The sequence below is a fragment of the Avibacterium paragallinarum genome (genome assembly GCF_011765605.1).
Taxonomy (GTDB): domain Bacteria; phylum Pseudomonadota; class Gammaproteobacteria; order Enterobacterales; family Pasteurellaceae; genus Avibacterium; species Avibacterium paragallinarum.
Genome location: NZ_CP050316.1, coordinates 132,088 through 152,882, shown reverse-complemented (window position 1 = coordinate 152,882; position 20,795 = coordinate 132,088). Strand labels below are relative to the sequence as shown.

Sequence of the window (20,795 nt, the reverse complement as noted above, 5' to 3'; positions counted from 1 at the left end):
CAATAATAAAAATAAGAGGTGAAAAATGGCTAATTTATTAACGCCTGAATTTGAACAATATATTACAAAGCAGACCGTCAATAATGGCACAGTTATTTTTGATGAATTTATTTTTGCCAATATTCCCGCACTGAATGAGCATAATTTAACGGATTATTTAACCTTATCTGCGGTGAATGATCATATTGTTCATCGACAAGCGGTTTCAAAAGCGGGTGTAATCAATCAAAATTCGGTGGTTTATTCCGTAACCCTTGGCACTGAAATTGGCGATTGGAATTACAATTTTATTGGCTTAATCAATAAAAGCAAAAAATTGCTTGCCTGTGCTATTCAATCTGAACCCATTAAAAAAATCAAAAATAAAGCGGGCATACAAGGTAACAGCATTACACGCTCCGTCTTGTTGGAATTTAGCAATGCCAAAACTTTAACCAATATCAATGTGAATGCCCAAACGTGGCAAATTGATTTCACTCTACGCTTATCTGGGCTTGATGAAAAAATTCGCCTAACCAATCGCGATATTTACGGCCGTGCAGTGTTTTTTGATGATGGTTTTTTAGTAACCAGAAAAACAGGAAATACTTACAATATTAATGTGGGAACGGCTTATATTGAAGGGGTAAGAGCAAACATTACACAAAAAGCAGAAATTACTGCCACTAATTTACCTTGTTCCGTCTATGTTGATGTTGTTCATCACTGTACCGTAACGGGGGCTTATGAAACGGAGATCCAGTTTTTAACGCGTAGCAAAGCAGACTATCGGGATAATGCCGACCATCAGCATTATGTACAGATTATTGCAGATATTGACAGCCGAGGAAATATTACCGACAGGCGATTACTCGATGGGCGTTATATCCCCAACAGCAAAAAATCTAATGCAATTAATTCGGCAAGTAGCGACACCGTGGCGACCAGTAAGGCAGTGTATGACCTTAACGACATCAAGCTAGATAAGGTTGGTGGCGAGGCATTTTTGAAAACCATCGACTATACCAAGGCTAATGGCTATACCTACAGCGGGTTTTATCGTCCAAACGGCGCTAGACTTAATAATCTCCCACTCAATGGGTTGATGATGCACATTACCCACCCAAGCTACAGCACCAATGCTCACGCTAGGGGGATTTGCTTTAGCTATGGTAGCTCAACGGGCAATATTGCTTGGGATATATTTACGACAGCCTTTGATGCCAATGGCAATCACCTTGGTCAAAAGCGCATTATGACCGAGCTTGGTGGGACATTTACGGGTAATATTGCCGCACCAGATATAACCGCAACAGGTCTTATTAATATTGCTAACAATCGTTGGGGGCGCATCCGTGCCACCCTACCCGATGGTGGCTATTGGCAGTGGGACGTCAATCCTGCCTCAGCAACAGACCCAAGATTTAATTATGTCTATCGCTCTGCAAGTGGCGAGCAACGCTGTTTAGCATTTCCGCAGCTTACTAAAAATGAGGTTGTAGCGTATCGGGGTTGGGTCGACGAGAAAATCCAAAGCATCATTCCTGTCGGCGCGGTCGTGGCATTTCCAAGTGCGGTGCAAAATCCGCACGGATTTTTGCGATGCGATGGCTCAACTTTTGGTAGTAGCACTTATCCCGATTTATACCGTGCGTTAGGCAATAGCAACAAACTGCCTGATTTACGCCGCTCTGATGTGGGAATGACGGCGTATTTTGCCACAGATAACATTCCGGCGGGCTGGATTGCCTTTGATGAGATTGAAGCGCTGGTGAGCGAACAGGCTTATCCCGAACTGTATCGCCACCTTGTGGCGAAATATGGCAGCCTTTCCGCCGTGCCGAAAGCGAAAGACCGCTTTATTCGTAACGCGGGAGCATTGCTTGCGGTGGGTGAGGTGCAACAAGACGCCCTTCAAGACCACTTTCACTATATTCCTACCGAAGCAGGGGGCGATTATCAAGCCGAGAAAGATATCACTATCGTTATTCGCGATAGTGATACCACCAATGTGGTACCGGGTGCATTTAAGCCCGCACAAAAAGGCAGGGTGCAGGCAAACAACACGGCGGTCGCCGATGGGGCAAGGGCAAAAACCTACCTTGCTTCTACGAAGGATACGACAGAGAAAGATACGCGAACTGCGGAAGAAACTCGCCCGAAATCCCTTGTTCTCAAACTCTGCATTAAAGCACAAAACACGCTCGATGGGGTGCAGTTTTGGATTAAAGCCTTTGGCAATGTGAGCAATGCGGGTGAGCTTGAGGTGGGCCGTTTGGCTCAAGATATCCAACAAGTGCGGGCAGAAAAAGCGGACATTTCGCATACGCATACCGCAAGTGAGATAACGGATTTAAAGCTATTGATAAAAGAGTCTATTGCAAGATCAATTTCAAATAAATCCGTCATAGGTGGGTTCAAAGTGATGAAGTACCCCGATGGGACAATGATTCAGACCTATTGTTTTAATCAAAATGATATTGTGGGTACGCGAGAGAAATCCTTTATGTGGCCTGAAGCCTTCATTGATATACCATTAATTTTCGCATCACTAACCACTTCGGTTAATACCTCTCACGATTGCGGTATAAATATTCTAACTAAATCTAACAAATCACAGTGTTTTTATTATGAGTATGAACACGGAACCCTTAATCAAGGAGCGATGCGAATTCAGTTTTTGGCAATCGGTAGATGGAAAACGAGCCGCAGAAGCAGAGAGACTGTACTTGCACCAGAAGTATTAGAGGAACTGGAAAGTTATTTTAGAGAAGCTGGCTTATTAACTTAACATTAAGGGGAATTTATGACGATTTATTTTAAATCAGGCTTTTATCACGGCACAGCACCTGAAGGTGCTATAGAAATCAGCGAAGAAACCTACCGCACTTTACTTGAAGGGCAAAGTGAGGGAAAACAGATTATCCCCGATGAGCGGGGCTATCCCGTTTTGATTGAGCCACAACCAAGCCCATATCACCGATTGCAAGGGGGAAAATGGGTGATGGATGAGGCAAGACAAGGGGAACGGCTCAGCGAGCAGCGAAATCAAGTGCGGTCAAAAATTAATGCCAAACGAGATAACTGTGTTGATGGCGGCGTGTATGTGCCAGAAATCGGCAAATGGGTGGATACAGATGAAAAAGGGCGTGCCACCTTGGTAGAAATCAAAGCGGATTTTGACTTAAACGGCAAAACGGAAGAAAACGGCGAGCCACGTATTTTCACCCTGATTTGTGCGGATAACACCGCTCAACCGTTAGATTTTGGTAAATTCAAAGCGGTGTGGAACGCGGCGAAAACGCTCAAAGAAAAAATGTTTGAAAACGCCTATATGCACAAAATTTTGTTAGAACAAGCGGAAAATCCGCTTGAGTATGACTGGTCAATCGGCTGGTCGCAAACCTATGAGGAATACCAAAATGAGCAAGAAAAATCCATTTAAAACTTGGGGCTATCACGTTTTGATTGCCCTCGACCAACTTTGCAACGCCTTAACGGGCGGTGGGGCAGATGAAACCTTTTCCAGCCGTTGTTACCGCCGAGCCGTGTTAGAGAGCAAACCCAAAGCCCGCTGGCGGTTTTGGTTTCGGCTGGTGAATGGGCTGTTTTTCGACAAAGACCATTGCAAAACCGCCTATGAAAGCGAGGTGAAACGGCGGCAATATCCGGAGGATTTTATCACTAATTAATGTGAAATAGGTTATTTACAATGTGGAAAAAACAACAATTACAACTTCCCCCACAAACAAAAACAGCCTTACAAAACGCACAAAAGGGGATTACCTCCCCTTTTTCGTTATCGGTGCAAGGGACAAAATTAGGCGTGCATAATTGGACGCACGGGATTAGAGAGGATAGCGGGCGGTATTTATCGCCTGAAAATGCAGTGAACGTGATACAGGCAAAATTTACCGATTATAGCGACCCCCACCGCCCTAAAGGCGAGGTGCAATGTGTGGCGATAATGATTACTGCGGCAAAAATCGCAGATTTTATTACCGCACTTGAAAATGCGGCGGTTTTGCTACCCTATCCTGAATTTAAACAGGCTTTGGATTATGCCAAATCACAGCAAACGTTAAGCGATAGCAAAATGGTAAAAATGCCGACCATCGGCAATCCCTCTTTTTTGCCAAGTGCGGACATTACCCCGCAATCTGCCAGAACGTTGCAAGCGGTAATGCGTAACGCCAACGCTACTGCGTCAAAAAGTCTTGATCCTATGGCGATGTTGGCAGAACTGAAAGCGAAAAAAGCGGAGCGTGAACAAAAAAATCAAGAAAAAACCACCGCACTTTTAAATGCGTCAGTGGAAGCCTATTGCTACACGAAAAAGGCTCACCTTGAGCAAATTGCGTTAGAGATCTATCAACATATCCCCAATGCAAGCAATATTTTTACGGCGTTACTGGTTTTTATCGGTGAGGATTTAACGAATTTGAAGGAGATGATGAGATGAGTTTTTTACAGCCTCAACGCCCCCGCCCTTCTGTGCAACTTGCTTTAAATGGTAAGCCTGTTTTTTTGCTTAACCCATCAATAAATATTACGTTAAAACGCGATGAAGCCGATATGAGCGGGCAACAATCTAGCACCCAAAAAGCTGATAAAGGTGTGAAAGCAAAAGAAATGACCGTTTCAGGTTTGATCCCTTACCGTGAAAAACAATGGCTAAAGGATTTATTCAATTTTGCTGAAGCCACAGAAAAATCAGGTGAACAAGTAACATATCGGGTTTCTTCCATATCGGCTGAAGCGGTAAATATGCGTGAAGTACAATTTAGCGGATCAGTAAGTATGGTTGAACAAGGGGACAAAATGGCTTGGCAGGTGAATTTTACGCTAAAAGAAGTCAATAGCGTCAGCGAGAAAAAAGAGAAGCGTAAGACCAAACCGAAGAAAAAAGTGCAAACGGAAAAAGCACCTGAAGCGAAATCGACACAACCGAAAGTAGAAGCCACCTCGAAAGAAGTACCAAAAGAAGACAATAGCATTTGGAAGAAAATTGATGACGCAATCGGAAGCGGAGGGGAAAAATGAAAATTATTAAAGAATGCCTGATTGACGGCAAAGAATATGATTTAAGCCACTGCCATATTGTGTTAGAACTCAATAATGCAGGGCGGGGCTTTATTGTCATTGAAAGCGATGAGAACTTAGCGGGGAGAGCCGTAGAAATTAATGTAGGAGAAGCTGCCCATTTTTACCAATATTTTAATGGCGTGATTGAACACGCTCAAGATGACAAACCTAAATTTAAAAAGTGCTTTATTCGTGAGAAAGTTGCCATTTTTGAGGGCGTACATAACTGCTCCATTCGCCACGCAACGCTGAATGATATTTGTGCCTACTTGCAATCTAAAACGGGGATTACCTTTAAAATTCCCTCTCAACCTTATGCCACAACCCCAATCCCGAACTTTACCCATTCGGGATCAGGCTATCAGTTACTAAATAACTTAGGACGGTTGTTCAATATCCCTGATTATTTATGGCAACAAGGAGCTGATGGCACGGTTTTTGTAGGAAGTTATCAAGATAGCCGCTGGTATGGCAAGAATATTGAGATAGACAGCACTGAAGCCTTAGATAGCAGTAACAATCGAATGACGTTGCCAATTTACTCTGCGATTCGCCCAGGTGCGTTAGTCAATCAACATAAAATTACACAGACGGAATTGATTAATGATGAACTCATTTTGCAATGGCAAAGTGTTGATGAGAAGGGTAAACCAAAACAGAAAAGCCCACAACGCCAAATGATGGAGAAAGAATTTCCTGAACTTGCAGGCGGTTATCACTTACCACGTTATGCCAAAGTGATCGGTGTAGCTGATCCAAGTTCGGGCGGGGATATTGCCGATCCGTTTCGCCCTAAGTATGCGGTAGAATTACAAGTTCTCAATGAAGATGGAAGTGATGACACAAATACGCCACCTTATTCCGCCGTACCTTTACCCGTTACAAGTACAGGTTCACAAGGTGGCGATTTTGCTTTTCCTGAAGTGGGGACGATTGTCGAAATTGGCTATGCCTATGGGCGACCTGATAAGCCTTTCGTGCGGACGTTATTAGCTCAAGATAAAACCGTGCCATCAGTAGCTATTGGCGAGCAACTTAAACAGCAACGCCCAGAAGTGTTTGAACGTACCGATGCGGCAGGCAATAAAACCCGCGAAACCGATCAAACCATTACCGATCGTTCATTTATCCGCGTGATTGAAACAGACACCGAAACGAAAAATATTGGGACATCACAAAGCAATATTGACGCAGATAAGCAAATCAACGTAGGCGGAAATTATAGCCTTAGTGTTATTGGCAATATTACAACGGTTACTGCGGGCAATAATACAACAGCGATTGATGGCACATTCAAAGAACAAATAAGCGGCATTGCCGAGCGTTGTTCTGATGTACTCATTAAGCTACAAGCTCCAGCCATTCAGCTTCTAGCGAGCCAAATCAATATCGGTTCAGGCAAACAAAATATATTAAACATTATGGAAGAAACAATTCAAATCGTTGCTGACCTTGCTAACACCGTTGCAAGCCACACCCACAACGGCGGTTCAGCCCCCGATCAAAGCAGCACGTTTAATAGCTACAATAACAGAGCCTTAGCCGAGAAAGGTAAACTCACGCCGATTATTGAAAAGTAGCCATATCACCGCACATCTAGCCACCTATTTAGGTGGCTTTTTATTACCTGCCGCCTTTATTTAAAAGGCTTTGGCTACAGCTTTCCTTTTATAAAGTGAAACCAAACTGATCCACGGAAAATTTTTCACGCCACGTCAAACGCCACGAAAAATCCACTCTCCCACCCGCGTTTTTTGTGTTAAAAATTGCTGTTTTTTCAGTTAAATTTCATAGGGAAAAACTCACTAAAGCCAGTACGGAAAAGGGATCTCTATAAAAAATAAATTTGATCTTAACTGAAAAAATTACAGTAAATTTCAGTCATTTTCAGTTAAAAAAGATCGGAGCTTGTAAAAGGTTTGCATTAATATCTTGAAATATCAATAAAATTTCTATTTTACGTGAGATTTTTTATAGAATTTATTTACAGTTAAGATGATATAAGTAACTAATTTGGTGACCATTGGTCACCAAATCAGACAAAAGCAAAGCGTTAGTTTTTTTATAATAGGCTAAAAATGGTCACCAAATGGACACCAAAAGAAAAGGGAGGATAAAAATGAGATATAAAAAAAGCCGCTATTGGCGACTATCTTATTGATTTACTTATGCTTTTAAATGGTGCCCGAGGGCGGACTTGAACCGCCACGACTCGAAAGTCGAGGGATTTTAAATCCTATCCATTATAAATACTTATAAACAATAATCACTAATAAAATCAATGATCTAATCGTCTAATCATTATAATTTTATCTCATCAAATTATCAGTATTTCCCACCTTTTTATATCTATTTCGTCAAATTTACGTCAAACTAAAACCCCTTCTCCACACAACATTCTTTTCTCGTTATATTTAACATTACTTAAACAAAAAAAACGAGAGCCATCGCCCTCGTTTTATTCCCAGCTTAGGTTTCAGTGATGAGCGGTAAAATCCTCCGGATATTGCCTGCGTTTCACCTCGCTTTCATAGGCGGTTTTGCAATGGTCTTTGTCGAAAAACAGCCCATTTACCAGCCGAAACCAAAACCGCCAGCGGGCTTTGGGCTTGCTCTCTAACACGGCTCGGCGGTAACAACGGCTGGAAAAGGTTTCATCTGCCCCACCGCCCGTTAAGGCGTTGCAAAGTTGGTCGAGGGCAATCAAAACGTGATAGCCCCACGTTTTAAATGGATTTTTCTTGCTCATTTTGGTATTCCTCATAGGTTTGCGACCAGCCGATCGACCAGTCATACTCAAGCGGATTTTCCGCTTGTTCTAACAAAATTTTGTGCATATAGGCGTTTTCAAACATTTTTTCTTTGAGCGTTTTCGCCGCGTTCCACACCGCTTTGAATTTGTCAAAATCTAACGGTTGAGCGGTGTTATCCGCACAAATCAGGGTGAAAATACGTGGCTCGCCGTTTTCTTCCGTTTTACCGTTTAAGTCAAAATCCGCTTTGATTTCAACCAAGGTGGCACGCCCTTTTTCATCTGTATCCACCCATTTGCCGATTTCTGGCACATACACCCCGCCGTTGACGCAGCTATCCCGTTTTGCGTTGATTTTTGACCGCACTTGGGTTTGTTGCTCGGTGAGGAGGTTGGCTTGTTGGGTTTTGTTTAGCACCCATTTTTCGCCATTCCACTGGTGATAAACACTAGGGCGATAACCTTGTTCTATGATCTTGCCCTCTTTTAGCCACGGCTGCTGAAAGTGTTGCGTTGTTTCAATCGCTTTTTCTCCTCGCAGCATTAAGTCCTTTTCATCGGGGGCGTTGTCACAAAATAAAATGCATTCCCCTTTTTGATTAAATACGTAAAACATTTATCCCTCCTTTATCCCTATCACTAAGTAATTGGCTTTTCCATCTATCCATTTCCCAACATCCATTCCTCGTCCAGAGCCGTGCCAGACTTGAGCGGTTACCTCTCGTCCGGTTAAATAGCATTTTTGATAATAATGTTTTCCAGCCCCCACTTCTTGAATATCCCAGCCTGATAAACTGGGGTCGTCGAAGTTTAAGGAGATAAAAAATTTACATTCATTTTCAGAAAAACCAGAAGGTATAGGAAGCGTGCTACCGTGCTGAACTACGCCAGTTAATATTTGTACATCTTTAATACGGCTATCACAGCGTCTCCATTCACCCCATTCCCCATTGGCGGTTTGATTTCGAGTGAATATCAATCCATAATCATAGGTGTTATATACCTGTTTATAACCATAAGCTGATGGCATTACCGATAGGCTCCCTGCTGTGGCTTCAACGGGATAGCCTCTGTCACAACGTGCATTGTTATTTCTAGGTTGCCCTGCTATACAAGGGAATTTCAGTTCGTTAATGTTCATCTCACCTAAATCTGCGATGAGACTAAAGCTACCAATTTGAGTAAAAAGCGTTTTTAAAGAGTGACCATTTCCTAGGTTAAAATCTTCACCTTTTAGAGTGCCGACAACCTCTAATCCTTCTTGAGTGAGTGACATTCCTTTTTTGCTTCTATCCTCACTTAGGTAGAAGGTGTGTCCCTGTTGGCTGTGGTAGTTTGCCCATTCTCTTGCTTGATTGCCTGCAAATAATCGCTTCATTACTAAGGTTTCATTGAGTACGAGCGTTTTTTTTATCATACCGCCTTCCTCAAAAATGGCATTTCCATCCACTCGTGCCCAGCCATTCGCCCAATTATTCGTGTCTTTAAAGCGTTTCCAAATTTTCCCTGTGATAGAAAAATACACTTGTTCCGCACTGGATAGCACAAACAGCACGCCAGAGGCATTTTCGGGATAGTTGTTATTGGTGGTATTAAGGTAGCTGGTGTTGCGATATAACCCTTTGACTGTGATGTCATTGAGATTGTCACTGGCTGTTAAGGCTCGCTGAGCAAAATCTGTAATGCCGTAGCCGGCGAGGGTAGTGGCTTTATCGGCTTTAAGTTCGTTAAGCTGGTTTACCGCCTTACTCGTTGCCACGGTGTCGCTACTTGCCGAATTAATTGCATTAGATTTTTTGCTGTTGGGGATATAGTTACTCAGATTGCGGGTTAAGGCATCAATCAGCCCTTTCAACGTTTTCCCTGCTTTGGCGGTGAGCCCTAGGGTTTCACTATCGCTGTCTAACGCATTAGTAAGCTGTACAATGCCTAGCTGGGTTAGACTGGCTTTTGAAATTGAGTGGGTATGCCCTGTTTCATCCACAAAATCCACGGTTTCAGCGTTGATCGCTTTTGGGGTGCTGTGTCCTTTAGCGATCTTCAAAATGGCATTAAGTAACGCATTGATATTGTCTTCTGTGGGTTCGATGCCCGCATTTTCCATTACAGCTTTGAGCTGTTTAAAAAGCCACTGATCTTTTTTGTCGTTCATCTGCTGAACGTAGTTAAAATCTTGTACTGTTGGCGTATCATCGCCTAAATGTGCCCAACCTGCTTCATAGTTGGTTTGTGAAAAATCGGTGGTATCGCCATTTTTCGCCCAAACAATTATTTTAAATAAATCCAGTAATTTCATTGCTTGTCCTTATTCGTCAATCAGTTCAACAGACACTTTTACCCCAGCCGCTGCGGGTATCCACGGCTTGGGATCTTGCTCTATCGCATCTATTTTATTTTTGCGATTACGTGTAATTTTGATATGAATTTCTGCATCCATCTTTTCTTGTACTAATACTTTGCTAGCCAGAAATAAGGCTTGGCACGCCTTAATCACATCTTCCACTGTACCGTGTGAATGGTTGGCGATTATTTTCCATTTGATCAGTCGCCGATAGGCTTCATCAGGCATATAGCTCACGGCTTTGGTATGCGTTTGTAGGGCGAGATCACGAATTGGAGCTTGGCTAAAGGCTTTGGCTTTGCTTTGCCCTGTAAAGCCAAAATACCAATCACCATTCATCTTAGTAAAAGGTCTCGGCATTCCTACAATATCGCCTACCCCGTCTAATTGCCGCCCGATTGCGGTATCAATATGCCGTTCAAGGAGCATTTGTTTTAAACTGTGTTGTAAATCGGTGTGAGGGGAAAGTAACAGTGAGATGAGGGTGTTTAAATTAGGTGAATAGCGAAATTGAGAAAGCTGTCGTTCTAAGCCTAATTGCACAAAATCCGCCTCAAGTGCGGTCAAAATTTTTGGCATTTTTCCTCCTAGCTGATAACGATGATAGCAGGATCGAACACTGCTTCTTCATCAGGTGCAATGACAATATTTTGTTCTTGGTAACGGGGTTCGGGATCGGTGATTTGATTGGTTTTCCCTATTTGCACGGTAACTTTTCCAACCCCTGACACAGCAATGCAGGCGGCGATGAGGTGTTGATGAATGACATCAGAGCCTACCCCTAACTGCTTGCCATAATCTAAAATATTGTTCATTACGTTCACGATATAGCCCGCTTTTGCCATTTCTCCTTCATCAACAAAGGTTTCAACGATGATTTTCAACCAAATATATCGCTTACGAGGGCGACTAAATTTGATCAAGTGCGGTTGGTTTTGGCTGTCTTTTACGCTGAGCGAGGTTCGTCCGTGTGTACCTATGCCGATGGGCTTATATTTCAACAAGGCTTTTGCAATGTCTTGATCTAACCCGCCTTTTATCACAACGTAAATACTGCGTTTTGGTATACCGTTAACCGTTTGATCCGTATCATTCTCATACACTCGCAAGGCGTTCACCCCCACGACATTCCGCAAGTTGGCATACAGTGCGTCCACCGTTGCCGCACCGTTTTGCCATACGCCAAGGTGATAGCGTTGATAGAGTTCGGTATCGCTTTCTTCAAAGCGTCCCGCCGTCCCCTCAACCAGATTATTCACTTCAACTACGCCATCTAGCATTGTGATAAGCTCGCTCATCTGTCCGATCTCTGCTTTATCCTCGCTAGGTTCTTCGGTACCCAGTTCAAGACGCAAGCCAAGCCGTGATAGGGTTAAATTCGGGCTGACAGAAATCGAAAAGTGCGGAGTAGATTGTGCGGTGATTTCAATAATCACATTATCATTTTGCACGCTGACATAATCGATCTCTTTGAGTTGCCCACTTAGTCCTTTAATAACACTTGCAACAGAAGAGCGAGTGGCACGAAAGCGATAGGCTACGCCATTAATTATCGCCGAAAATTCATCGTTAGGATTAATGGTTTTGGTGTTTAACTCAATGCGTGCATAAGCGGCTTGATTAGCATTAATTCTCGCCTCGCTATCCGTATAATAAAGGGTTTGGCTTGCTACATTGCGAACCGCTGTATAAGCAGGGATTAGGGTGTCCGCTTGCCCGAAGAAAATCACGGGAACGGTGGATCGTTCAGCCTGCAGGCGTTTCACCCCTGTAAAGGATACCGCCCGATCTAAATTCGCCCCTGTGGCACTCATTGGATACATCGCCCCATAAACACCCTCAACTAATTCCCAAAGGCTCGCAAAACGCTCTGCTTCAATGCTGAGCATTGTACCCAATACGGTTTCAGGAGTGATTTCAATCTCATTCCCAAACGCCTGTTTTGCTTTTTCAAATAATTCTTGCAATTGCTCAGGCATACGCTTACGCACAAAGCCGCTGCGTGTTAATCCATAATTAGCCATTTCGTTTTACCTCTATGCGATCTTGAATGCTCCCCTCATTTGTCCGAACGGAAAAGCTCACCACAAGCGTCCGCTCTTTACGGTGAAATTCTAAAGAAAGCCGTTCCACTGCCTTTACGCCCACAACGCCCATTATCTTTTTTCTGAAAATGGCTTGAATGCGGGTGCTATCGGGATTTTTCGTTAAAATTTCGTCAAAATAAGGCAAGCCTATGGTGGTATCTAAAAACCATTCCCCTAAAAACGTTAAAAGCACAACTTTGATTTGTTGTGCTTTTTGATTTATGCCTTCGACTATGACTAGCTTGTTATCTTTAAATAGCAAATCGTGCTGTGCATTTAATTTTAAATCGATCATTGTGCTGTTCCTGTGTTGCCTCCACTGTCGCCTTGATGGGTATGCCCTTGTAGAGAGATTCCCCCTGCTTGCACATCGCCCGTTGCTTTGAGAGTTCCGCTCACTGAAACACTACCACCATCGCCTGCCGTTGAGATACCACCATTAACCAGCACATTGCCGTTAAAAGTGCTGATTGGGGCGTTTACGGTAAAGTTGTCAGTGGTGATGGCAACATCGGGCGATTGGATCACAATATTACCGCTAGGCTCAATTTTGATTGAACCCTTGCCATATTTGATACATAAATTGACGGGATCGGCTACGGGTGAGCGACTATTTCCACCCAGTACACAAAAGGCATCGGAAAGATCGAACATTCGCGGATCGTCTGGTGCGTCTTGGCTTCCGCTTAGCCAGTTTTCCAGTGAACGTTGTGAGAAAATCAGCACGCAACCATCGCCCGCCTTGATCGGTAAGGTAATCTGAGCCAATGATCCGTTAATATCTGCCATTGGAAACAAAACGGGAATATTGACAATTTGCGGGGCTTTCAGCACCTCCCCGTTAGCAAGGCGTTTCGGGATAGTAGGCTGTGCCGTTACCCGTACCGTATTGGCATCATAAGCTAAAATTTTAGCGGGCAATGCCACATTAATTTCAGAAAGTGCGGTCAAAATTTTACGCATTTTGCTCCTCCGCTTTTTTGCGTTTTTTACGGTGTTTGCGTTGTGCTTTTTGTTCCGCTTTGGTTGGGGCATTGAGATCGATTAAATGTAATTCCGATTGCCAATCCGCTGAATGACTATCGCCCGAATGCTTGATTTTTTCTACCCGAAACCAGTTGGTGATGGTTTGGCTTTCTAGCTTGATTTTGTCGCAAGGATTAACCATTGGTAGCAGCAAACTTTTTACATTCCAGCCATCGCGAGCTTGACGATCAAAAGCGAATTTTTCTTCTTGCTTTTTATTCGGTGTATCTTGCTTTTTACTGCGTGCCGCTTCCCGTGTACGCTCAGGAAAGCCGATAAGTCCGCTGTCTTTCGCCAGCACATAGCCCGTCCGCTTCGTTACCCCCTTGCGATTGACAATTTGCAATTCGCCATTTTGGATAGACCATTCAAGCCCCGTGCCTGCGACCACTTTATCTAAGGCTGTACGAGCTGCCCCGTAAAAACTAAAGCCATTCGCCCAAAGGCGAGATTTCAAACTATCTGCCCCCACAAGTGGCACGCCCATTTTAGCGGCAATATCATTGACAATTTGCGTTGAACTCACTCCACCTTGATAGCCTAGCGATACCGCGGTATCACGAATTTCTATCAGCCCATCAAGTACATAAAGCTCCGTCACCCAATCGGCGTTATCGTGATAAGAATAAGCTGTAGCAATATCCCCCGAACATAACAAAATATTGCCCTCTTGCTCATAGCCTGCATATAACACGCAACGCATATCGGGTTGCTCCACCGCTTGCCTTGTGGTGGGGGCTAAATTGTAAATTTTGATTGTGTTTTCATTGGGTTTATTTTCGCTGTCTTTTTCAATATCAAAAGCAATCCGCATAGGCGGTTCAATCACAATGCCCTCTTTCTGTCCTTTCTTTCCGATCACTAATTGATAACTACGCAAAAAACGGTAACTCATCGTCCACCTCAATATAAATGAGCGTTGCTTGCCCTGATACAAAATCATCACGCCCGATAATTTGTTGATTATCCTCACGCACAATAATTAGCTCACCGAGTGGCAATGCCTCACGGCGAATAGGCTCAATCAATGGTCGGTTAGGTAACAGCACAATGTTTGAAGCTAGCTCATCGTTATAAGCATTTTCAATGGCTAACGTCCAAAAGCTCAGCGTATCATTCCAAGAAAAATGTAAGAAAAAGACCTCATCATCGAAATTCACTTCGGTGATAAAATCGTTTTTATTAGCAAGTTGAATGGTAAACATATCTTTCCCTTATATAAAGAGTCGTTTTTGGTGCAAAATTTTAAGCACGCCAAAAGCCGCTTGCGGTTTCCCACAAGCGGTTAAAGTGCGGTGATTTTTTGTAAAATTTATTTCACATAGCCTAATTTTGGCATTGTGGCTGCGGTTACGGCTTGTTCAAAATCATTGAGCCAAACCGTAAATTCGTGGTGAATGTCAAAAAGCCCTGCCGCTAAATCATTGCGGACGTAAGGCTCGTAGCCCATTATTTGGTGAATTTGTCGCAGTGCTATTTCTGCTTTTTGGGCTTTGGCGACCGCGAGACGATGAAATTTCACTAAGGCTTGGGCGGTATTAAGCCCAATGGCGATATGTTCTTGTTTTTCTGGAATAATCAATTCGCCTTCTAAGATAATTTTGTGAGCATACTCCACTGCTTGCGGTAGTTGCTCTTTTGTTAGCTCATCAATGTGATTGACGTTGAAACGCTGGTGAATAAGTTGATAGGCGTCAGAGTAGATTAAGCCTTTTTTGCTCACAAGCATATTGACTGCATCGCGTAAACCTGTGCGATCATCAACTGTGGTTTGCGATCTTTCTGCCTTGCCTTTATTCCAATAATCAAACAACGCCTGATAACATTCCCTTTTGTAGGTGATGAGTGTTTCTCTGATTTCAGGCTTCACACGTTTTACGTCAATCCCAAATAGCCAGCCGTTGAGGTATTGGATTGGGAGGCATAATGTTTGTTGTTCGCCGCTAACTGAGGGTAAGGTTATCATAACCGCACCCTGTGAAAGCACTTCGTCCCGATGGATACGCTGGCGTTGGGCGTGCCAATCTAAACCAATATTTTCACAAATTGGTTTCATTGCAACATAATGAATGTTGTTTTGCTCAAATGTAGTTAGAGTGCGGTTGTAAAATTGGATTGTTTGAAGTTGAGTGTTCATAAGAACTCCTTGTATTTTTTTCGATATTAAGATTAACCCTGTTATAGGGTTGCCAAGAGGTTCGAAAGCCTTACAAGGTAGGCTGGGATTATTCCCCTTTTGGGTATTTTATTCTCCGCCCTCTCGGCATAGAGTGAAATGTGCGATCCATTCGTGATGAGAAATAGGAGAGACACAAATTTTACGCATAAAAAAACCGCTATGCTGTCGGGTGCGGGTTACCGCCTTGTATGTAGGTTTCGACACCTATGAGATTAATATAAAATAAAGCCCTATTTATTGCAATAGGGCTTATGCTTTTTTCTACTTTTTCCTAGAAAAATTGTTATCATCCTGACAATATTCTAAGCAATCTTTAATTAAACCGCTAATTCTTAGTATATTCTCAGGTATATCAATAATAATGTTAGATCCACTAATTTCTAATCCTGCTCGCTGAATTTCCGCTTTATGAATTTCAGCTAGCTCTAAAGGAACGGTGATACTTGGTCGCTGTTTACTATCAAAGTAACGCAAGATCCATCGGTTTGTTTTTCCTTTATACAATACCGTAAAATATGATTCGGTATCTTTGGCATCAATTTCTGCATCTTCGCCTAGAATTAAAACAACATAATCAAACAGTAAGCGTTCCGTGTATGTTGTTACAATTTTACTGTTCTCTGGATCAATTACCGGTGCTTTCTCGTCAATTTCTTGATCGTGTTCCTGTTCTACGGCTTCTTCCAAAGGCTGATTTTGTCTTGATAAGCCTGATACAACCATTGCACTTACTGATTTTTCTACTGCCTGCTTAACAATCGGCGTAATAGAGTCAATAAATCTTTGATTCAGCTGTCTGCCAATATTTGAGCGGCTGGCAACGTAACGAACAAATTCACTATCAACATCTTTTAAGCTTTCTGTAATTGTTTTCGTAAAAGCCGAAAGATAAACACTTTCTTCTGCTAGTGTTCTCAAGGCTTCTGGCTGAAATCTATCGTGGCAGAACTGGCTTAGTTGATTTATTTTGGAATCATCTACATTCTCAAAATTGATCCGTAAAAATGGCGTATCGTCCATTATATTTTTTTCTTTTAGATCCGTGAAGAAACGCCATTCTCTCCCATTTGTAACGGCTGCTACGGTAACTTCAGGCGTTGCATTAAAATATCTTGATAACTGTGGAACGTGATTCGTCAAATTCTCATTGTACGATTTTGCCTCAATAAACATCACCGGGACATCGTGGCAGAATAATGCGTAGTCCACTCTTTCACCATTTTTTGCCCCAACAAAATCAGCAGTGTATTCAGCTCTAACTCTAGTTGGATCATATGGGCTAAATCCTAATATATCTAATAAAGGTAATATTAATGCCTGCTTTGTTGTTTCTTCTGTTGTGCAATGTGTTCCAACATTAATGACGTGTTGTATATGTGATAAAACGCGATCTTTAAATAAATTCTGGCTCATATTAACTCCTAAGCTGAAAATAGGAATTAATCATAGCAAAAATAAATAATATTTAAAGTGAGCGGGATCACAAAGCTAATTAAATAACTAAAGCTATAGGTAATAATTTTGATGTTTAAGAGATTGCGAATTCAATTTGCATCGCCCTTAATGCCTGCTATTTTTCCAAGCCCAGTTATCCCCCGTTTTTTTTGTAAATCCGTTGGCTTTCCTGTTGCTGCTTTACCCGCATTTGCTTTTGTTTGTCCTGCTTTACCTTTCGTGGAGGCATCAACCTTTTCAGGAGGCATTTCTTCGGTTCTGAGAGTAACTTTATTGATTTTGCGAAACTCAGCCTTAACATTTAACCGTTCGCCATCATCGCTATTGCGTTCAATCTCAAGGCTCTCAATGGCAAAATCCTCATACACATCAAGCCCAGTAACAATGGTAATCAACTCACGGCGACCGTGTAATTCTCGCAAGGTTTCTTTGGCTTCGATTAATTTATATTTGCCAAGGCTGATATTAAATAATGTCCCCGCACTGGTAATCACGCCGCTTAAACTCAAGCGTTCACTTTCTTGCGTGATGTGATCGGAAATTACTGTGCCGTCTTCAACGGGATATTCCGTGATTTGGCTACTTAATGAGGTACTTTCCGTTAAAAGGGCATCAAGCTCTAACACGCCAATGGTGGTGCGTTTGCCCGCAATAGCGGAAAATAAAAGGTTTACGATACTCATAAAATACCTCTAAAAAACACAACAAAACTGTTACAACACAACAAAATTGTTGTATAATATAATCACTGTATAGCAAAGGAGGTCCCCCGATGAAATACAGTGAATTCTTGCGATACTTGCTTGAGCAAGGCTGTAAAGTCGAAAATACAAAGCGAGGAAGCCATCGCAAGGTAATGTTGAACGGACACCAAACTGTATTTCCCTACCACGGTAGTCAAGAAATCGGAACGGGGTTAGTTCACAAAATCAAAAAAGACTTAAAATTAAAATAAGCCTTTTCGAGGGGCGTTTTTTAGCCTGATTTAAGGAGGAAAAATGTTACGTTATCCTGTTGAACTAAAAGCCGATGATAACGGCACTTTTCTTGTTACCTTTCCCGATATTCCCGAAGCGGCAAGTGTCGGAGAAGACATTGAAAGTGCCTTACTTGAAGCAGAGGAAGGATTAGAAACCGCACTGGAATTTTATTTTGATGATAAACGCCCAATCCCATTACCGAGTAAACCTCAAGAGGGGCAATATACTGTTCCGCTCTCTTTATTGCGATCATTAAAAGTGTTATTACTGAATGAAATGCTTGCTCAAGGTGTTCGCAAAGCAGAAATGGCTCGTCGCCTTGATGTACATATGCCACAAATCGATCGCTTATTAGATTTTCGCTATCCTTCTAAAATTGATTTTGTTGAAAAAGCCTTTAAAAAACTAGGGCGGGAAATTCATTTGGCGGTGAGTTAATATTCTACTAAAACTGCGGTCAAAACTGACCGCACTTTTATCCTGCATATTCAATTGACCCCACACCAAAAGGGGCAGGGCGGTTCTGTTTGAGCTTTCCTGATACCGCATTGGCGACCCCTGCTGGATTGGCAGTGCCTTGAATATTGAAGTTATTCGTTTGAGTAACGGTAGATTGCACGTTACCGCCGTATTTTGTATAACTAGGCAATGTGCTTGTCGGTTGCACATATTGGCTAGTCGGGGAAACTAACGCCGCTCCCGTTACATTGACTTCAGCTTTCGCACCATCAGAAAACAAATCTTTGATCCAATTTGGAATAAGGCTTTCAAACCAACCTACGACTGTATCAATAGACTTCTGCCACGCATTTTTAAATGTGTCGGTTACTTCATTCCATTTATTCACCGCCGTGGTTTTTACACCGTCCCAGATTTCGGTGGCTTTGTTTTTGATACCTTCCCACATCTCATCGGCGGATGTGGTAATCGCCGCCCAAATCTCGCTGGCTTTGGTTGAAATCGCCTCCCAAACTGCAAGTGCGATCCGTTTGACATCGTCCCAGTAAATAATTAACAACGCGATTGCCCCAAGGACTAACCCGATAGCAAGTAAAATCGGGTTAGAGGCCATTGCAACAAACATTGCTCTGGCCACTGCCCAGATTGCTTTAATCATCATTTTTGAGGCAAATAAAAATGCCTTACCGACTAAAAAGATCGCTTTTTTAGTAAAAAGTAAGATTGAAATAAAGGGTTTAATGATAAAAATGGCGAATTTAAACCCTTTACCAATGATCGTTCCAACAGAAAAAAACGCTTTCCCTAGCAATTTCAATGGAGCGAATATCGCCCAAAGTAGTGAAATAATCCCACTGATTACGGTTAAGGCGATGGAATAAAACGGTAAAAATTTCAGACTTAGCCCATCAATGAGTTTTCCTGCATTGCTGAAAGCTCCCGAAAAATCACCATTCACTAACGCCCGAATAATCCGCACTACTGATCCTACGGTTTTGATGAGATTTTTCAGCCCGTCAATCACATAGTTCATTACACTAGTAGCGAAGCCTTGCCAGTTTGACAGGTCAAGATCAACATTCGCCAGTTTTGCGAGGTCGCGAAGTAAGCCTTTAATATTTAGCCATACGCCATTGGCGAGTTTTCCTACTGCTTGGAATTTGTCCGCCCATTGATCGAACCTGCCAATCAATGCCCCTGTAAGAGAAATATCCCCTTGCGTCCAGCCGTAAATATCTTCTAACACCAAACCTACCGCAGTTAATGCGGCTGCCATTGCTAAAAAAGGAGCGGCAGCACGGGTGCCGTTAATGATAATCTGCTTTAAGCTGAGCTTGGTCGCATTCAGCATCGGTAGCAGTTTCGCCCCGATCGCGGAAGTGGCTAAAATCCCAACTAAGCGAATATTTTTCGTGATCCATTCCGCTGCGTTGTAAAAGGTTTCACCTAGCTTTGAGGCTTTGTTTACAACACGATCAATGAGCTGTCCTGCTTTATTCCTGAGTAGCGTCATTCCTCGCCCAAAGGTTTTTGGCATTTGATCAAATTCTTTTTGAATTTTCTCCGCCTGCCTTAATAATCCCTGGGCCAACTCTTTTGATGTGAGTTTTCCTGCTTTGCCAAGATCTTTTAATTGCCCAATGGGTACGCCGAAGCTATCGGCAATGGCATTAGCAAGGCGTGGAGCTTGCTCAATAATGGAATTAAGTTCATCACCTCGCAACGCCCCTGAGCCTAACGCTTGCCTTAACTGCATTAATGCCGCTTGCTGGGCCGCAGGATCGCCGCCGCCAATCGTCATTGTTTGCCCGATGATTTCCGTTAAATTTAACGTATCATCAAGGCTTAAGCCTAAATCGCTCGCATTGCGATTAACTTTAGAAAACAGATCCGCACTCGCTAAATAATCCTGCCCTGAGCGTTGCGAAATGGCAAAAATCTCATCAAGAGCGTGTTTATGCTCCTCAGCGGATTTGGTTGCGAGTTTAACCCGACTATCTACCGCCGCCCAATCATCGGCAATTTTAATTACATTACCGCCTGCGACCATTGCAAAATAACCACCAATCATATTCCGCAAGGAAAGCATATGGGTTTTCGCTTGATTGATCCCCTCCCCAATAGCTCGACTTTCTTGGGCTGCCCCTCGCAATGCGTTGCGTAACTTGTCCCGAATTTGCCCCGCAGCGGTCTGGGTTTGGGTGATATAGCCTTTGAGCTTAGAATTATCTACCTTGTACTTTAAGACGGTTACCAGCTCACGAATAACATTCATCGGTGTTTCTCCATTTGTTTTGCTTCCATTGCCTCAACCGCATCAAGTAATCGGTTAATTTTCAACAGTTCGCCCATATCCGTCAGCCCTGCGGTATTGAGTTCCGTCAAGGTAACTTTGCCCGCTAAAAAAGGACGCCAAGCGAGCATTTCACTTAACGTCCTTTCACTATATTTG

The 20,795-nt window shown here is 42.8% G+C and carries 22 protein-coding genes; 8 read left to right on the top strand and 14 right to left on the bottom strand.

Annotation, left to right across the window (positions count from 1 at the left end):
- The first annotated feature begins 25 nt into the window (after window positions 1-25).
- The 6 genes from HBL79_RS00875 to HBL79_RS00850 are packed head-to-tail and all read left to right on the top strand — an operon-like array spanning window position 26 to window position 6,644.
- Complete coding sequence (locus HBL79_RS00875; RefSeq protein WP_052716791.1) at window positions 26-2,770, top strand: phage tail-collar fiber domain-containing protein; 2,745 nt, start codon at window positions 26-28, stop codon at window positions 2,768-2,770.
- 15 nt (window positions 2,771-2,785) lie between these two features.
- Window positions 2,786-3,424, top strand: coding sequence for a DUF4376 domain-containing protein (locus tag HBL79_RS12340; protein ID WP_046097309.1), 639 nt, complete (start codon window positions 2,786-2,788; stop codon window positions 3,422-3,424).
- Window positions 3,402-3,671 (top strand): hypothetical protein, encoded by a 270-nt coding sequence (locus tag HBL79_RS12335; RefSeq protein ID WP_035695526.1) that lies wholly within the window; start codon window positions 3,402-3,404, stop codon window positions 3,669-3,671. Before HBL79_RS12340 ends, HBL79_RS12335 begins: the two co-directional genes overlap by 23 nt.
- 20 nt (window positions 3,672-3,691) lie before the next feature.
- Complete coding sequence (locus tag HBL79_RS00860; protein WP_035688494.1) at window positions 3,692-4,441, top strand: hypothetical protein; 750 nt, start codon at window positions 3,692-3,694, stop codon at window positions 4,439-4,441.
- Window positions 4,438-5,022 carry a baseplate complex protein gene (locus tag HBL79_RS00855; protein WP_035688495.1) on the top strand — a complete coding sequence of 195 codons (585 nt, stop codon included), beginning with the start codon at window positions 4,438-4,440 and terminating at the stop codon, window positions 5,020-5,022. The genes HBL79_RS00860 and HBL79_RS00855 overlap by 4 nt, the downstream gene beginning before the upstream one ends.
- On the top strand, window positions 5,019-6,644 hold the full coding sequence (locus HBL79_RS00850; RefSeq protein WP_035688496.1) for a hypothetical protein: 1,626 nt from the start codon (window positions 5,019-5,021) through the stop codon (window positions 6,642-6,644). Before HBL79_RS00855 ends, HBL79_RS00850 begins: the two co-directional genes overlap by 4 nt.
- 896 nt (window positions 6,645-7,540) lie before the next feature.
- On the opposite strand, the gene HBL79_RS12330 is transcribed toward HBL79_RS00850, so the two are convergent.
- The 12 genes from HBL79_RS12330 to HBL79_RS00795 form a co-directional block, all read right to left on the bottom strand.
- Window positions 7,541-7,813, bottom strand: a complete 273-nt coding sequence (locus HBL79_RS12330; protein WP_035685195.1) for a hypothetical protein — start codon at window positions 7,811-7,813, stop codon at window positions 7,541-7,543.
- The gene (locus tag HBL79_RS12325) at window positions 7,791-8,432 is read right to left on the bottom strand and encodes a DUF4376 domain-containing protein (RefSeq protein WP_051128075.1); all 642 of its coding nucleotides are present in this window, start codon (window positions 8,430-8,432) and stop codon (window positions 7,791-7,793) included. Before HBL79_RS12325 ends, HBL79_RS12330 begins: the two co-directional genes overlap by 23 nt.
- Window positions 8,433-10,112: a pyocin knob domain-containing protein gene (locus tag HBL79_RS00840; protein ID WP_035685198.1), complete on the bottom strand. Its 1,680-nt coding sequence runs from the start codon at window positions 10,110-10,112 to the stop codon at window positions 8,433-8,435.
- A 9-nt stretch (window positions 10,113-10,121) separates the two neighbouring features.
- Window positions 10,122-10,736, bottom strand: a complete 615-nt coding sequence (locus HBL79_RS00835; RefSeq protein WP_017805938.1) for a baseplate wedge 1 family protein — start codon at window positions 10,734-10,736, stop codon at window positions 10,122-10,124.
- Window positions 10,737-10,744: 8 nt separating this feature from the next.
- Entirely contained in the window at window positions 10,745-12,181 is a 1,437-nt protein-coding gene (locus HBL79_RS00830; protein WP_035685201.1) for a baseplate J/gp47 family protein, read from the bottom strand.
- Entirely contained in the window at window positions 12,174-12,539 is a 366-nt protein-coding gene (locus HBL79_RS00825) for a contractile injection system sheath initiator (protein ID WP_017805941.1), read from the bottom strand. The genes HBL79_RS00830 and HBL79_RS00825 overlap by 8 nt, the downstream gene beginning before the upstream one ends.
- On the bottom strand, window positions 12,536-13,207 hold the full coding sequence (locus HBL79_RS00820; protein WP_017805942.1) for a Gp138 family membrane-puncturing spike protein: 672 nt from the start codon (window positions 13,205-13,207) through the stop codon (window positions 12,536-12,538). The genes HBL79_RS00825 and HBL79_RS00820 overlap by 4 nt, the downstream gene beginning before the upstream one ends.
- Window positions 13,200-14,165 carry a phage protein gene (locus HBL79_RS00815; RefSeq protein WP_035685202.1) on the bottom strand — a complete coding sequence of 322 codons (966 nt, stop codon included), beginning with the start codon at window positions 14,163-14,165 and terminating at the stop codon, window positions 13,200-13,202. Before HBL79_RS00815 ends, HBL79_RS00820 begins: the two co-directional genes overlap by 8 nt.
- The gene (locus HBL79_RS00810) at window positions 14,143-14,475 is read right to left on the bottom strand and encodes a phage baseplate plug family protein (RefSeq protein ID WP_017805944.1); all 333 of its coding nucleotides are present in this window, start codon (window positions 14,473-14,475) and stop codon (window positions 14,143-14,145) included. The genes HBL79_RS00815 and HBL79_RS00810 overlap by 23 nt, the downstream gene beginning before the upstream one ends.
- Window positions 14,476-14,582: 107 nt before the next feature.
- The gene (locus tag HBL79_RS00805; protein WP_046097306.1) at window positions 14,583-15,407 is read right to left on the bottom strand and encodes a phage antirepressor N-terminal domain-containing protein; all 825 of its coding nucleotides are present in this window, start codon (window positions 15,405-15,407) and stop codon (window positions 14,583-14,585) included.
- A 303-nt stretch (window positions 15,408-15,710) separates the two neighbouring features.
- Window positions 15,711-16,862, bottom strand: coding sequence for a type I restriction endonuclease (locus tag HBL79_RS00800; protein ID WP_017805946.1), 1,152 nt, complete (start codon window positions 16,860-16,862; stop codon window positions 15,711-15,713).
- Window positions 16,863-16,993: 131 nt separating this feature from the next.
- Entirely contained in the window at window positions 16,994-17,587 is a 594-nt protein-coding gene (locus tag HBL79_RS00795) for a phage baseplate protein (RefSeq protein ID WP_035685204.1), read from the bottom strand.
- A gap of 89 nt (window positions 17,588-17,676) precedes the next feature.
- Between HBL79_RS00795 and HBL79_RS00790 the strand changes: the two genes are divergently transcribed.
- Both HBL79_RS00790 and HBL79_RS00785 read left to right on the top strand, forming a co-directional pair.
- The gene (locus HBL79_RS00790) at window positions 17,677-17,859 is read left to right on the top strand and encodes a type II toxin-antitoxin system HicA family toxin (RefSeq protein WP_017805948.1); all 183 of its coding nucleotides are present in this window, start codon (window positions 17,677-17,679) and stop codon (window positions 17,857-17,859) included.
- Between the two features lie 43 nt (window positions 17,860-17,902).
- The gene (locus tag HBL79_RS00785) at window positions 17,903-18,322 is read left to right on the top strand and encodes a type II toxin-antitoxin system HicB family antitoxin (protein WP_017805949.1); all 420 of its coding nucleotides are present in this window, start codon (window positions 17,903-17,905) and stop codon (window positions 18,320-18,322) included.
- A 37-nt stretch (window positions 18,323-18,359) separates the two neighbouring features.
- Here HBL79_RS00785 and HBL79_RS00780 read toward each other — a convergent pair whose 3' ends face one another.
- Both HBL79_RS00780 and HBL79_RS00775 read right to left on the bottom strand, forming a co-directional pair.
- Window positions 18,360-20,618 (bottom strand): tape measure protein, encoded by a 2,259-nt coding sequence (locus tag HBL79_RS00780; RefSeq protein ID WP_017805950.1) that lies wholly within the window; start codon window positions 20,616-20,618, stop codon window positions 18,360-18,362.
- The gene (locus tag HBL79_RS00775; protein ID WP_017805951.1) at window positions 20,615-20,767 is read right to left on the bottom strand and encodes a hypothetical protein; all 153 of its coding nucleotides are present in this window, start codon (window positions 20,765-20,767) and stop codon (window positions 20,615-20,617) included. Before HBL79_RS00775 ends, HBL79_RS00780 begins: the two co-directional genes overlap by 4 nt.
- Between the last annotated feature and the right edge of the window lie 28 nt (window positions 20,768-20,795).